The organism is Paenibacillus sp. PK4536, assembly GCF_028594455.2.
GTDB classification, from domain to species: Bacteria; Bacillota; Bacilli; order Paenibacillales; family Paenibacillaceae; genus Saccharibacillus; species Saccharibacillus nuruki.
Genome location: NZ_CP126313.1, coordinates 4,033,095 through 4,048,658, shown reverse-complemented (window position 1 = coordinate 4,048,658; position 15,564 = coordinate 4,033,095). Strand labels below are relative to the sequence as shown.

The 15,564-nt window shown below is 34.8% G+C and carries 12 protein-coding genes and 1 pseudogene; 11 read left to right on the top strand and 2 right to left on the bottom strand.

All coding sequences use genetic code 11. The features are described from left to right. Positions 1 to 202: 202 nt before the first annotated feature. From PO903_RS17900 to PO903_RS17890, 3 genes are all read left to right on the top strand, one after another. Complete coding sequence (locus tag PO903_RS17900) at positions 203 to 2,011, top strand: sensor histidine kinase (protein ID WP_273594178.1); 1,809 nt, start codon at positions 203 to 205, stop codon at positions 2,009 to 2,011. Further along, positions 2,004 to 3,656 carry a response regulator transcription factor gene (locus PO903_RS17895; RefSeq protein WP_273594177.1) on the top strand — a complete coding sequence of 551 codons (1,653 nt, stop codon included), beginning with the start codon at positions 2,004 to 2,006 and terminating at the stop codon, positions 3,654 to 3,656. Before PO903_RS17900 ends, PO903_RS17895 begins: the two co-directional genes overlap by 8 nt. 154 nt (positions 3,657 to 3,810) lie before the next feature. Next, positions 3,811 to 5,112 (top strand): ABC transporter substrate-binding protein, encoded by a 1,302-nt coding sequence (locus PO903_RS17890; protein WP_273594176.1) that lies wholly within the window; start codon positions 3,811 to 3,813, stop codon positions 5,110 to 5,112. 83 nt (positions 5,113 to 5,195) lie between these two features. Here PO903_RS17890 and PO903_RS17885 read toward each other — a convergent pair whose 3' ends face one another. Continuing rightward, positions 5,196 to 6,431, bottom strand: coding sequence for an MFS transporter (locus tag PO903_RS17885; protein ID WP_273594175.1), 1,236 nt, complete (start codon positions 6,429 to 6,431; stop codon positions 5,196 to 5,198). Positions 6,432 to 6,600: 169 nt separating this feature from the next. Next, positions 6,601 to 7,728, bottom strand: a complete 1,128-nt coding sequence (locus PO903_RS17880) for a tyrosine-type recombinase/integrase (RefSeq protein ID WP_273594174.1) — start codon at positions 7,726 to 7,728, stop codon at positions 6,601 to 6,603. Between the two features lie 1,100 nt (positions 7,729 to 8,828). Here PO903_RS17880 and PO903_RS17875 point away from each other — a divergent pair. The 8 genes and pseudogenes from PO903_RS17875 (at position 8,829) to PO903_RS17845 (ending at position 15,478) form a co-directional block, all read left to right on the top strand. Beyond that, positions 8,829 to 9,350, top strand: a complete 522-nt coding sequence (locus tag PO903_RS17875) for a hypothetical protein (protein ID WP_273594173.1) — start codon at positions 8,829 to 8,831, stop codon at positions 9,348 to 9,350. Positions 9,351 to 10,255: 905 nt separating this feature from the next. Continuing rightward, complete coding sequence (locus tag PO903_RS17870; protein ID WP_273594172.1) at positions 10,256 to 10,690, top strand: hypothetical protein; 435 nt, start codon at positions 10,256 to 10,258, stop codon at positions 10,688 to 10,690. Next, positions 10,635 to 11,267, top strand: a complete 633-nt coding sequence (locus PO903_RS17865) for a hypothetical protein (RefSeq protein ID WP_273594171.1) — start codon at positions 10,635 to 10,637, stop codon at positions 11,265 to 11,267. Before PO903_RS17870 ends, PO903_RS17865 begins: the two co-directional genes overlap by 56 nt. 143 nt (positions 11,268 to 11,410) lie before the next feature. Beyond that, entirely contained in the window at positions 11,411 to 12,262 is an 852-nt protein-coding gene (locus PO903_RS17860) for a hypothetical protein (protein ID WP_273594170.1), read from the top strand. A 972-nt stretch (positions 12,263 to 13,234) separates the two neighbouring features. Beyond that, positions 13,235 to 13,546, top strand: a pseudogene (locus tag PO903_RS22325) (NucA/NucB deoxyribonuclease domain-containing protein); the annotation flags it as partial. A gap of 3 nt (positions 13,547 to 13,549) precedes the next feature. Continuing rightward, on the top strand, positions 13,550 to 13,834 hold the full coding sequence (locus tag PO903_RS22320; RefSeq protein WP_502921695.1) for an excalibur calcium-binding domain-containing protein: 285 nt from the start codon (positions 13,550 to 13,552) through the stop codon (positions 13,832 to 13,834). 67 nt (positions 13,835 to 13,901) lie between these two features. Continuing rightward, positions 13,902 to 14,324: a hypothetical protein gene (locus tag PO903_RS17850; protein WP_273594167.1), complete on the top strand. Its 423-nt coding sequence runs from the start codon at positions 13,902 to 13,904 to the stop codon at positions 14,322 to 14,324. 413 nt (positions 14,325 to 14,737) lie between these two features. Then, positions 14,738 to 15,478: a hypothetical protein gene (locus PO903_RS17845; RefSeq protein WP_273594166.1), complete on the top strand. Its 741-nt coding sequence runs from the start codon at positions 14,738 to 14,740 to the stop codon at positions 15,476 to 15,478. Positions 15,479 to 15,564 lie beyond the last annotated feature (86 nt).

Sequence of the window (15,564 nt, the reverse complement as noted above, 5' to 3'; positions counted from 1 at the left end):
TTACATAAAATGTATAGCTTTTTCTGATACTTGTATTATAGAATGGCGTTACGCTCTTCAAAATGGATTTAAGAAAACAGTTAAGGGTAAAAAGGTGAACAGCAAAAGAAATACAATGATAGGAGATGAACAGGGAATGGGGAGAAAGGTAAACAGTAGATTCACGAATACTCATCCCTATTTTAGGCGATATGCTATAGCAATGAAGTCACGAGTAACCGCTATCTGGAATCTATTATCCAGTCGATTGTTATACAAGCTCGTGATCTTATTCACATCTGTTATTATTTTGGTAGTGACCTCATTAACAGTGATCTCTTATCAGATGATTCGCAAAGAATCGGTGAAAAATAGTATCGACAGTACCGCTAATAATTTACTGCTAGTCAATCGTAATCTACAAGATTATATGGAAGGGATCGCTCAGTATTCTTTGCCACAACTGCAATATGATGACCTTATCCATGCGATTATGAATGAGAAAGAAGAGTATGCTTCACGGATGTATCTGGAAAATTATTTACGCCGATTGTATTTTGGACGTAGTGATCTGAATGCCATTTCTCTATATATGGTCAAAGAAAAGAAGTATTACTCGGTCAGTCGTGAATCGTATAATATTGCTTCTCGTTCCGGATACGATAGCGAGATAGTTAATCAACCGTGGTATAACCATGTGCTCCAACAAGCCGATAATCAATATTTTCAATCGCTGGCACTCAATCCTGTAGATCCCAATGATTTGGTACAGCAAGATAGCTTTATGGCGTATCATCGTGTGCTACGTTCGATAGCTTCTCGCCAACCGCAGGCGATTTTGACCTTCTATGTTAATCCTTCTGCGCGAGATACGATTTTGCAAGATACTTCGATCCATGAAGGTGAACATCTTATTTTTACAGATGCTAATCATATTCCTTTTTATGTAGACGATCCTGCTTTTTATCAGTCGATGGTGGCTAGTGGTCTGATTACCCAGTTGCAAAATCAAACCAGTGATCCGTTAACATCGACAATCGATCATGAGCGTTATATGGTCATGTACAATCAATCGAAGCCCAATCAATGGACATTAATGAAGCCTATTTTGTATAGCCAGATTTATGAAGTCGCTAATACTACACGTAATCTGAGTTATTTGATTGGTGCAGGATTCTTGCTGATTGCATTTGCATTGGTAACGATTTTGGCAAATGAAATTACCCGTCCTTTAGGGCATTTATCCAAACAGATGAATCGATTCAGTAGTGGAGAATTTGAGATTGAAGCCACTGTCAAAGGGCAAGACGAGATTGCTCATCTCACCCGACATTTTAACGATATGGTACGCAATACCAATGAACTTATTAATGAGCGTTATCGAATGAAATTAGTAGAACAAAATGCGATTTTGAAAGCGCTTGAAGCTGAACTTAATCCTCATTTTCTCTATAATGCTCTCCAAGCGATTTCAACCAAAGCCCTGCGAAGTGGCAGATTAGATATAGCGGATATGGTCGATAATCTAGCGCAAACACTTCGTTATTGTATCGGTGGTAAAGATATCGTAATGGCTAGTGAAGAGCTCAAGCATATCGAACGCTACCTTTCTTTACAAAAAGCACGCTTTGGTAGTCGCCTACAGATGACAGTTGATTGGGACGATTCTTTGATTCAGTTACCGATCCCCAAATTATCAATTCAATCGTTAGTTGAAAATTCGATCAAGCATGCGGTTGAACAAGTGTCTGAACCCGTGATGATTACGATTACAGCTCATTTAACTGATCAAGATGTACTGATTACGGTACGAGATAATGGACCCGGTATTTCGCCAGAACGGTTACAGCAAGTGCTGTCTTCATTTGAACAAACATTTATCGAGCGTGAAGGCAGTCATATAGGGCTGCAAAATCTGCATACACGTCTACAAATTTTATACGGAGAACAAGCAGGTTTACTTATTGATAGCAATCACACAGGAACAGAATTAAGCATGTATATACCACAAGGGGGCAAATCTTATGTATAGTATTTTGATTCTGGATGATGAAGAACCGTTGCGTGAAGCAATTCGCATATTGGGAGAGTGGGACAATCTAGAGATCAGTCATATCTATGAAGCAATCAACGGACAAGCAGGGTTATCGATATTGCGTGAACATCCTATCGATCTAGTAATGGTCGATATGAAAATGCCAGGAATGAATGGTGTTGAATTTCTGAAAAAAGTCGAACAAGACTATCCCGATATGTTAACGATTGTGATTAGTGGATACAACGATTTCGAATATACTCATCAAGCTATCCGTTCAAAAGTATTAGATTATTTGCTCAAGCCTGTCAATCGACATGAATTAAATGATACGTTACGCAAAGCGGTTCATCTGTTACAACAACGCCAGCAACAGAATCAGCACAATATACAACAACATCGCACACTTAATATGTCTGTACCCAAGTTAAAAGAAACGATCTATCAATCGCTGGTCGAGAAACGGTTCAAAAAGCAAGGGAACGAAGAGATGTTAGCGATGATTGGAGCAGAAGATAAGAACTGTTATCATGGAGCGGTTGTATTGCGTATTCTGAACTTGGAGCAAGTACGCCGTCAGCGCTTTTATGGAGATACCAGTCTATTACACTTTGCGATTGCGAATGTGCTGAATGAATGTACAGAAGATGGACTTCACTATTTCTGTTTTGCTAATCAGCGACTCGAACGTGAAATGATTCTAATCTATCATGCCCGGCATGCATATCCTCAAGAACTTCATTATGCTGTGCAACAACGGGTTCGGAGTTCAATTCAGAACTTAGAACAGTTGCTAGATATTCAAATTATCGCAGGTACAGGCAAGCCGTCTAATGATATTCAGCAGTTAGCGACTGCTTATGAGCAAGGAAAACATATGATTGAGCAAGTCAATATTTTGGAATTGAATCGCTCATTAATCATCCCTTATGAACAACGTGCTTCTAAAGTAGAGTCGCATAGCTTATGCTCACGAATATCTCAGATACGAACGTTGCTTGAAAATGGACATTTTCCTCAAATTCATCGAATTGCTGATGAATGTATCAGCATGATGAAGCAGTCTCCTTATCTGAGTCTGTATATGGCGGAATATAGTTTGGATGATTTGGAAGGGCAATTGTATGAGATTACGAGAGAATTGGATCAGAGGTCATTAGAATCAGAGGGAACTATTGCTAGCCAACGCAAAGAACGAATACAGATACATTCACTCGATATTATAAATATGGCTGAGTGGGAACAACATGTTCACGATATTATTACGTATTATGCAGAAAAGGTACGCCAATCAGGAGGAAGTCGGCAGTCTTTTCATATCAGTGATATTCGGTCGTATATTGATCAGCATTATTTTGAAGACATCAAAATTTCGATGTTTACCGATAAATATTACTTGAGCCGCGAGTACTTGATGAAGTTATTTAAGCAAGAATATCAGATGGGGATTCATGAATATGTACAACAGTTGCGAATGGAGAAAGCCAAAACGCTATTGAATGAAGAAGGACTCAAAATACAAGAGATATCCGAAATGCTGGGCTACAAAGATAAAAACTATTTTAGCAAAGCTTTTCGCAATTATTATCAATTATCGCCTTCAGAATATAGATCTCAATTATCGACAATAGCAAATAAGTAAGCGTATTCATAAATTCACTTTTTTACCCTTAATAGATTACTTATCTACATTTTTATCTGAATAGAGTTTCACTAGAATAAGACTATACCGTACAGCAGAGGCATTGAATGATGAATGCTATGTGCGTACGAATTTGAAAGATGGGGGCAGATATATGTTCAAAAAGATGATGGTCTTACCTATTACCCTTGTGCTGAGCTTATCCATGTTAGCCGCTTGTGGTAACAGTACAGATACAACAGACAATAGCGCTTCTTCAGGAGGAAGTACAGATGGTGCAGTAACGATCAATATGTTCACTGCTTCTCCAGAGTACACCGATGCATTCAATGCTTATATCGAAGAATACAAAAAAGTAAAACCCAATGTGACGATCAATCTAGAAATTATGCAAGCCGACTATAATACCATCCTCAAATCTCGTATCGCAGCGGGAAGTACACCGGATGTATTCCAGACGACGGCAGGTGGAGATATTGATACGTATGCTGATTACAGTGCAGATTTAACCAACGAACCGCTTGCGGCAGCAATGACTGATGCGGTACGTACCAATATGACATCTACCGATGGTAAAGTGTTGGGCTTACCGGTCAAAGGCAATCTGTTCGCACTGATTTACAACAAAGATTTATTTGCCAAAGCAGGTATTACAGAACCTCCCAAAACGATCGCAGAGATGGATGAAGCGATCAAAAAATTAGAAGCAAAAGGTATTACTCCTTTTGCGAACGCTTACAAAGAATGGTGGGTATGGAAACATATTTTCCAACACTATGTAGATGTAGCGGCACTGGATGCAGGTGTGACTTCCAAAGATTTGGTCAATAAATTTATTGCAGGTGAAACGACGATTAAAGAATACCCTGCATTATACAATAACTTCTTTGCTTTTATTGATACGACCGTTCAGTATGGTACAGATAAGCCACTAGAACGTGATAGCAATGCAGAAGTAAGTGATTTTGCTTCAGGTAAAGCAGCCATGATGACAGGTAAAGGCGCTTGGGATGAAGAAGCGATTATTAAGATCAATCCTGACTTCAAAATGGGTATTATGGGTTACCCTGTTAGTGACAAAGCCGATCAATCGATGATTATTACAGGCGCAGATCAAGCGTTGCGTATTAACGCTGACTCTCCTGTAGCCAAAGAAACCATCGAATTCTTCAACTGGTTGTATACGTCAGATTACGGTAAAAACTGGTTCTCTCAAGTCGCCAAAGTAATTCCACCGATCAAAGACGCTCCACTTCCAGACTTGCAAATGCCTAAAGAAATGGAAGAAATCTTAAAAACTGAAAAATCTGGCGATCTATCGGTCAACTATTCTTTAGATACGTTCCACCAGAAATTCGGCGAGATTATGCAAGCGTATATTGGCAAAAGTAAAACCAAAGATCAAGCCGTCGAAGAAATTCAACAAGCTTGGATTCAATTAGGATCGGCTCAGTAATATAAATAAAAGCATCTTCTTCCTGTATGATTGATATGCAGGAAAGAAGATGCTTTTTTGTGTTATTCTATTTTCTGAGAAAATCAGACTGTTCCTACACGCTTAACACCTTGACGGTACATCAAAATTAACAAGTATGAACCGACAAAAGCACCTGTAATCAACCAGATTGGAATACGTGGATCAAGCGTATATGCCCATCCTCCGATAATTCCGGCAGGTGAAGTGAACAGTAGGATTAATACAGATAGCATAGAGAAGATTTTGGCACGCTTTTCATCATCAATAGCATTGGCTACAGCTGTCTCCAAATAAGGAGAGCTGATCATCATACCGATGGCTGCTAAAATGGTACTGATTCCAATCCAGATTAGATTGTGTACAGGGCCGAATACAAGCATTACATTGGAAACAACAGACAGAGCAAAGCCAGCCATCATTGATTTGTATACAGCACCTTCCGGTATACGCGGAGTCAATAACCATAAGGTCAGCAACATAATTAATGACGAAATTGCTGGAACGAGTGAAATGATCCCATCGTCAATATGTAGATAATCTGCAAGATAGAGTGAGAGGTAGGTTGTTTTGAGTGTTGTCTGGAAATTGAACAAAATATACACACTGAAAATCAACAATAACCCTTTGCTTTGCAAAATATCATGAATCGCACCGCTATAGTCAACCAGACTTTGCTTGAGTCCCAATTCACGTGTTTCTTTCATTTTGCGATAACCCATCTCTGTCTCACGTGTAGTCACATGGCGACCGATAAATTGAAAGGTCATTAGTACAAAAGCAATCACATACATAATTCGCATCCCTGATACCAATCCATATTCATATACCAGTAGACCGCCAAGAGGAGCAAATAGACCGCCGATAACGCCAATAATCTGAAGTAATGTGAATATATACGTTCGATCCCCCGGCTTCGTATCTTCGACAAGCAAGCAATAAAATGAAGTAGCAGGAACCCGTTGAAACCCATTAATAATTGCAGCAACAAGGAAAAACCAAAAGTTTTGGGATACTGCCCAGACCAGAGTAGCTACACTCCAACTAAATATATCAAAATACAACAGTGCTTTTTTGCGTCCCATGCGATCTGTTAAATAACCACTAATAAACGAAGAAAATACTTGAAATATTAGACTGATCGTCGTGATCCAGCCAATATTCGTTTCACTAATTCCCAGTTGATACATATACAATGTCGCATACGTAGCAAACATACTATAAGGGATTAGAAAAAAAGGTTCAAAGGCAAGACAGCCGCGACTGTTGCCTTCCAAGCGTGAAAAAAAAGAACGAGCCATAGTGTGTTATATCCTCCGTTGTAAGTGAAATCGTAGAGCAGATAAGGGTTTTTAGGTAATTCGTTAGGTGTAAGATAAGAGTGATTTTGCCGACGAACAGATGAATGCTACTCTCCTCATCAAGGTGGTGCGAATGTATGATTTGGGCGGCGTGCCGATTTCGTGCCGATCAGGATTTCAAAGGAACATACTGAACAAATTTGTAGAGTTCGTTTTCTTCGATCTTTTTTGTGATGGATAGGTATGTATCAGCGGTCGTTTTGATTGTCCTATGACCAAGTCGCCTGGATACATACAGTAAACTGGCGCCAGATTCTAATAACATGACCGCATGCGTATGTCTAAATCCATGCGTTCCTTTGTATTCTACGCCGACTTGTTTGCAATAACCTTGAAATGCTTCTCGCACGACCGCAGGCGTTAAATATTGACCCCATGCATTTTGAAAGATCAAGTGGTCTTCATGTGGATGGAGGATGATCTGCTGCTGGATTTCTTTAAACTGTTTCAAGTAGTCAAGTAAATCATCGTCCAGTTGAATGGTACGGTACGAAGCATAACTTTTTAGTGACGTAATCGTCAGATGATTGTGTTTATCTCGATTTGTTTGGCGTACTATCGTTAATCTGTTGCCAGACAGATCGTCCCAACGCAAAGCGAGCGCTTCACTGATGCGCAAACCAGTACGGCTCAAAAATAACATCAACGTATAATACAGCGGATAATCTTTGAATCGTCTCGGTGTATAGTGTTTCATGAACTCTAGCAACTGATGAAGTTCATGAAAGGTGAAATATTTGACTTTCACTTTGGAATCGATGCTATCCTTGATCGGAACACGTACACGATCGGCAGGATTCTTTTCCAAAATTTCAAGATCGTGCATACAGAAATGAAAAATACTTTTTAATGAACTCAGATACTTCTCACATGATTTGAAAGCATATCCTTGATCGATACGATCTTGGATCCAGTCTTTGACATCTAATCGACGAATTTTGAATAGTTTCATGTTACCGAATCGAGGTAAGATATGCAATCTCAATGTTACCTCCAGTTGCTCGGCACTAGAATCTTTTAATTCATTTTGTTTGTGACGAAACCATACCGCAGCCACCTCTTGAAATAAAAGATGACGCTGATTAAGAATATGTCCATAGTATATACGTTCTTCTACTCGATGGGCTTCGATTTCCGCCTCTTTTTTGGACCGAAAGGTTCCAATGCTACGTTCATGTCCATCACGGGACACACGTGCTTGCCATTTACCACTAGGAAGTTTGCGAAAGGTCGCCATAGGTCATCATCCTTTTACGATGTGATAATCGGGTGAACAAAGCTTGCCCGATGGCTCCCATGGTTTGAAATGTATCTGAGTATCTGCTTGTGATTCATTTACAATAAACTTTGTATAGGCTATAAAGTCCTGAGTTTTTCTGAAATTCAAATAGATACTTACTCATTTAGCAAGCAGAAAGGGCTATATCATACTACAGTTTGATATTGGGAACTTTTGTTCTTGATTTTAGCATGAGAACGAGTAATCCTCAATCTGTTGAAGACTTTCTATCTATTTGCTAAGGCTCATTTAAACTGATGTTATTGCATCAAGATGGACACTTGCATTTAGAGTTTACTAGTCTATTTATGATAAACAATTCAAAGGATGCTAATAATATAATACTTTACTATTCTTCAATATTATAAAATAAAAATAACAAATAAATATAAATTACATAAAGTGACAAAAAAATCAGTTTGAGTATAATAATATATCTTTTGTCTTAGTTTTAAAGTATGTATTTATAAGATGAATTCAAAAGCTGAAAAAATGGATTTAAAAAGAAACAGTATTATTTTAGAGATGTCAGTAGAACTTATACAAATTCTGGTTTAAACTTTACTACTTTAAAAGAGAATATCCAGCAATAATGAACAGGAAAGCTCATGCAAGATGGAGTATTGAAAGGAAATCTAAAAGGCTATCTGAATGCAATCATTAGTAGACAAGAAGTAGACATTATTTTAGTGAAGCGTCTGTAATTTCTAACAAGTGAAAGTCGTATGTTAGATTTTTATCAAAATTATCATTAGATTACTTTATAGAGATAGCCAAGTGTCGTAAGGTTACTCAGCTAATTTGCACGCTGTTAAAGATGGAAAATATTTCACACAGAGTGCGCTCTAGTTACAATGCACTTTTTAGCTGACTAACTTTCTGATGAATATCCATTTTTCTCATGGTATTTTTGAGTACTGGCTTTTAACAAATTTGGGTATCATCCAGATAAAATGTTTTGTGCATAATTGCATGATAAATATGGATTTATTGTAAATAATTAACCGATAATCACAACTTATATAAAATTAAACTTTTAAAATAATGGAGGAAAAATCATGAAAAATCTATTCAATAAATTTGGTGTTAAACAACTGTCTGTAAGCTTGTTTGGAGTATCAGCTACTATTGAAATAAAAAAAAATATTTCCGCTGAAATTAGCAAGCAAGAAGGTTCTGTAAAACAACAAGTGTTAATAGAATTGTATACACTTCGAAATGTTTTATCTGACTTCTATTTTAATTACATTGCTATTGAAGAAATTTCTCTAAATAATGGTTTAGATGAAGAGGAAATGTCTACTGAAAAAGCGGAGCGTTTGTTTATGAGTGCATTTGATGTTTTCTTTAATTTCTCTTCCGAGCTTTTTAAAACAAAATATTTTGTTTTGCTAGGAAAACACGAACGTGCAACTATAATTGGCGTTTTAGATAAAGTTCTTTATGAGAAAATGATGATGAAAGAAGATGAGAATTACTTTATGGATGAGGATGAGCAATTAGAGATAATTACAGAAGTCTGTAATTTGTTTAATGAAATCACTGAGCAAATTGAGGAATTATCTAATTACTTTAACTAAGTCTAAATTACTTTTGGATATAAATAATTAATATAAAAGTAAAAGAGTCTATCAGTGAATGGATCATGCTCAGCAGCAAACTGCATAGTAAATCTCATCTGTAAATAAGCATTTAAATCAAATAGTGTACTAGTATTATATAGTAGGCTGTTTGATTTTATCAAATCAGCAGATAACAGACTAAATTTCTATCTTCCGACATTATTTACTATACACTTATCAGTTTAAGGTTCCGTTGTATTAAGAAGGGCAATTTGGAATTTGAGGACTATATATACATATTAGTAAAGTAGACAATCGGCTCTTCTTTATCCCTATATCAATATAAAGTAAGAAATTACTTTAACAGCCTAGTTAGATTAATCAAAAATGAAGCCAATCTTTGAAGTATGTAGATTTTATAGAGTCCTTTCTTCAATTCCAATAAATAAAAATTATAGTAAAGAAGAGATCACTGGTATAACAAGAGGACTGTACAGCCTTATTCAATCTAAAAATATTTAGTTATTCATCATGATGGGGTGCAAAAAGAAAAGTAGAAATGAAGAAAAATAGTGGCATATCCAAAAGAGAATACAATACTTTGTGTTTTACAACTATTTATATAAGAGAAGGCTTGGTTATGCATAACGTTTTAGTCATTGGTATCTACGACGGAGTCCTTTCTTCAAGTAGAGCACTATCAGTTAGTCAAGTGAACTGAAAAGAGTGTAAGAAAAAGCAGAGTCCGTAACTAAACTTTAAGAAGAACATCGATTAATATATGTCGCGGTGATACGAGCCAAACACAATGTGTATATGACTTTTCCAAAAATGAGTTAGAATCAGCCCATCACACGATCGATTTTTATTAAAAAATTAGGTTGCGATTAAAGAGTAAATAAAAATGTAAAGGGGCACATAAAGTGGGAAATCGATTTTGGGAGTTTTATTTGGTACGTTATTTGCTTGGAACAATTTTTGCGATTATTATCTTATTTTATCTCTTTTATAACTACAATAATGAGATTAGTAATTCATTTTTCCACAGCCAAGACTCTCCCCAAAGCGCTCAATCAGCAGTAAGTGGTTTTTTATTTGATACTACGTATACACTACAAGAGGATAAAAAAAGTTCATTACTTAAATGGACGCAAGAAATTTTGAAATCTGTTGGACTTGAGAATAGTATAGATAGTTTTTTGTCTAATAATATAAATATTACTCTTACTCAATCAGGAGTTACAGTTTTAACTACTATAAATACTTACAGTTGCCGGTTTTTTATATATGTATTTTTCAAGTATGTTAATTCTAGTTTTACATGGTGTAAGAGCAGTATTAATCAGTTTTTGGTTTAATGAAACAGAAATAAATCAGTATAGAGATAATAATAATATAATTTACCAAAAATTAACTGGAAATTTGAGGGATAGTATTGGATTGATAAAACAATTTTATAGAAAAGAAAAGGTTATTTCAACTTTTATACTAATTATATTATTAATTGTATTTTTGGTTCTAACCATAGTGTTTTTCAATGATTCATGGAGGCATAGTGTTTCAATTATAATAGTTATATTTGCTTATTTATTATTAACTACAGTATATTCCCTAAATTATCAATTTTATAAAAGGTTAAGTGAATATCGTGCAAAAAAAGAGAAAATAAAAAGCAGATTTAAGTTATCCGAATTTTGTGAAAAGTCAGAATCAGAAAAATTACCAAAGGAAGAATTTATAGAATCCTATAAGCATCTAAGAGAACATGGTAATGCTTTTGGGATAATTATCTGTGAGATTTTGTTTGCTTTTTGGTTGGTTTTTTGGGAATTCTCATTTTGGGCAGTTTTTTACTGGAGCTTAATAGGATTCAGTTCTTGGATATTAGGGACATATTTAGAAGTTAAAATTGTATCAGAATATAAAAAACAATAATAATGTAGTGATAATTCTGTTTTTTTCAATGATTTGCATCTTCATATTTTAAGTATAAAAATCAAATTAAAATTCTACAAATACCTTAAGTGTTGAAATTTGTCAATTAACAATAATTGTAAAAAAGAAGAGAGGAGTATAAAATGGACATTTTCATGCGCGAAATAGATACTTATTCAAAACAACTTACTTTATTTTTAGCTTTATTTTCTATAATAATAGGATTTTTTATTTATAGAAGTCATAAAAAACATGAACTTTTTATCACAAAAACGGAGGAATCAATTAAAGTATGGTATCCTGTGTTTATTCTCATGAGAAATATTGCATATGAAGTTGATCAGAAGAAAAAATCAAAACAATTTATAGAATTGATGAACTTACTTAAGGGGGATAACTCTCCACTAATAACAGAAAATGACTATAATACATTAGATGCATACGATCAATTTTTTATACAGTATCATACTTATTGCAAAGTACAAGATGAGAAAAATTTACGAGAACTATGGAAGAGATTTTCTACTTTTAATAAGTATGTCAAGAATAATCTTTTTATAAAAAATAGTATAATTTACTTCAATCATTCTTGGTATGAAAAAAACTACACGTCATCATTATTTAAAAAAATAATCTCTTATTTATTTAAATATTCTCTCGAAATACTAGAATTGATTTTTAAAATTTTTACGATAATGACATTATGTTCAGGTTATTGTTATTTAGTTTTCAGACAAGATTTTAGTTTTATAAATGATTTATTCTTTTACTCTCTCATAACTTTTTTATCCTCGACATTATTGTATTTAGTAATTTCGTATATAAATAATAAAAGTATTAGGTATAGAGTGAGAGAGTTTAAAGAGGATATAATTTATTATTATCATGAAGACTGGCAATTGAAAATTCTCAAAAAAAATAAAGCTAATTTTGAACAAGCGCCCAACTTTGAAATTGAACCAGTATTAAATATAAAAAGCGATGACATCAAATAAATGTATTTATATTATAGTCAGAATTAAAAATTACTGCTAAAATCATTATAAAATTTATAAATGAAGTGAACAGTTTGATGGATGAGAAAGGTATGCTATTTTTTAAAGAAGATGAATTTTTTTTCTATTATATATATCAGATTCATTTGAGCACTTTTTTCCACAATGTGAAAATATCAGAGTTGAAAAAATGACGGTTGCTTTGTTCAATGAGAAAGAAGCTAGACGATTGGTAGAGTGGCTAGACACAAATAAATATCAGCAAATCAAAATAAGATATAATAATTTAAACACAAATTTAAAATATGCAATTTCTGATAAAGATCTAATGAGAACAGTACTTTATTCATATATTGATCCCTCTAAAGAAGGCTGGATAAATATAACTTTTAAAATTGGTTAGAATACTTATTTAAGTTCTTGAGTGCTTAGAAAGTTCATAATTTATAAATAAAAGGTAGCTATATAGTTATAATGTAGCTACCTTTTATTTATAAATTAATCAATTGCTAACGTTCTATTTTCCGACATTATTCGCTATTCACTTATCCACTTAGTATTCCGTTGTATTAGGAAGGTATAATTTGAAACCTGAGGGCTACATATTAGTAAAACAGAAAATCAACCCGATTTAATCCCTAAATGAGCATAGGGAGTATTGAGAATGAAAAGTAAAAAGTTTGGAAGATCATTGGATGGATGTTTATTCCATACATTATGATCTTCTTCCAATGGAGAAAGTTAAATAAGATGCAGCGTGGGTTTGGTATGACCTGGGCAATCATCTCTTTAATCTCCGGTACTAGTAATGGACAAGCTGAACAAGCGAAAATGAACTCATTGGCAGTGGAGTCAAGCTCTAACTCCAATTAGGTTGTTTAAGCCGAAGCTAAACAGTCAGTTACCGAATTGACGGATACATCGACAAAAGAAGATGCATCCAAATCAGCATCCATCATTGATGATACTACGTACGATACTGTAGTTAAGTTTCCAGCAGCAAAATACCCTCAAACAGCAAGTCATATTATGACAGCTATTGCAAAGGGAAAGCCAGCAGTATGCACGATTGACCGATCCGGCGCAGAGACGAGCCGTAAAGAAGCACTAGCTGGTATAGCTACAAAAGAAGATTATGATCGAGATGAGTGGCCGATGGCAATATGTGTAGAAGGCGGCGAGGGAGCAGATGTGGCTTATGTAGAGTCCTCTGACAATCGTAGTGCAGGATCATGGCTTGGAAATAAGTTGAGTGACTATTCAGATGGAACGCGAATTCTCTTTACTATGGCTGTTGAAGAGAAGCAGGTATCAAGTACGACTACACAGCAAGAACCAGCTAAAGTAACTAACAAGAAAGCCGAAGTAGTGGCTGAATCTTTGAAAAAAGTGGAGACGAAGAAGGAGTCCGTGGTCGAGGCAGAGCCTGTAATGGAAGATGAACCGGAAGAATATGTATCATATAAGAATTGTTCAGCCGTTCGTGCTGCCGGGAAGGCTCCATTGCTTGAAGGTGAGCCAGGCTATAGCACGAAGTTAGATCGGGATCGTGATGGAGTAGCGTGTGAATAGTGGATAGTTAATCTCTTTCATCTATAAAGAAAATATATATTATAGAGAACGGTTGGTAATAGATATCATGAAATTTAAACAAATAAGAAAAACTTTTAAATTTTTATTTATATTTGTTGCTTTTTTATTTCTACTTGTAAGTTTTCAATCTAAAAATATGATAGCACATGCTTCTACAGGTGAAGAATCTGCTATAAGAGTAGTAACTCCAGGAGGGTACGATAAAATTAGTGAAAAAATAGCTGAAATCGAAAAAGCTAATCCTGGCATTCAACTCACCACTGAACAAGTACAACAAATCGTCAACGATTTAGGACTAGCTGATATTCAAGTAGTAGCTGAAGAAGATACAGTTCTATCTACTGAAAATTCTAGCCAGATTCATGAAGCCGTTAGTGCAGGTGGAGTAGGATTTCAACAATATAGTCGTACTGCTACTTCATTTAGAGCACAAGCTCAAGTTATCAATCTATCCCATGTACAACAATAGAAGCTATAACAGGATATTCTCAACTTACTGGTTCTACATATACTATAACTTTAGGCAGAAATTTTAGCGTTACCAATATTGCGTATGGCAATATCAAAGTTTTAGATCCACTCAATATACTTCATAGTGGAAAAGATGCAAAATATACAATAAATGCTACTGTTAGAGATGAAGGAGAACAGCGTAGATTAGTTAATACCATTGTGAGCCACCCTAATGGTACTTTTACTAATTAATATGTTCAAATAAAATAAGAAGTCAATTCTATTTATTAACAAAATAGAATTGACTTCTTGTTACTTCAAGTGGAATGGCTAATTTAGTTTTTAGATAATTTCTTATATTGTATTGACGATAGTTAATATATGCAAGATACTTGTAAATAAGTTTAAAAATAGGTGGAGATATGTTAAATGATAAAAAAGACAGGAAAAGGTAAAGAGCTACTACTAATAATACTAGTTGGTCTTTCGATTGTTGCTCTTTGGTGTGGATCGGGTTGGTATATTAATAGATTCATAGATTCCAATTACCGTGGAATAGTAGGAGATATGTTTGGAGCAGTGAATGCTTTATTCTCTGGATTAGCATTTGCAGGATTAATATACACGATTACCGTTCAAAGTAAAGAGTTAAAACTACAAAGAGAATCAATAGATATGCAAACTCAAGAATTGTCACTTCAAAGAAAAGTAATTGAAATGCAGACAAACGAATTAAAGCAGCAGCATGTAGAAACAGCACGTTCAGCTAATCAACTACAAATGCAGCAAAAATTGATGAATTATCAAATCGTTTTGACTACAGTTAATGATTTGCTCAAACTGAAGAATGAAGCAATTCACAATATAAATACAAGCGATGGACATACTCAAGTTACTAATCGCTTTCATGCTTGGAATAGGAGCAATAATTATAATGATGAGCAAGTTTTAGGAGAATTGTACAAATACAAAGAGGTTTGTTTTTCAACTCTTCAGTTTGTACTCGAAAATGAATTAAGTCTAAAGCAACTTAGCAATCTAAAACAAATAGTAAAAATAAACTTTACTAAGGTTGAAAGAAGTACATTAACTACGCTTGCCAAACAGGAAACAGATGAACATCGTGTCTATCGAATCCAATTACTTGAATCATTTGATATGGTGGAATAGTAGTAACTTATATATTATTTTCTCAGAAAGATGCAACCTTTAATGGTTGACTGATATGATGATTTTTCTATTGTGTCAATTGATAA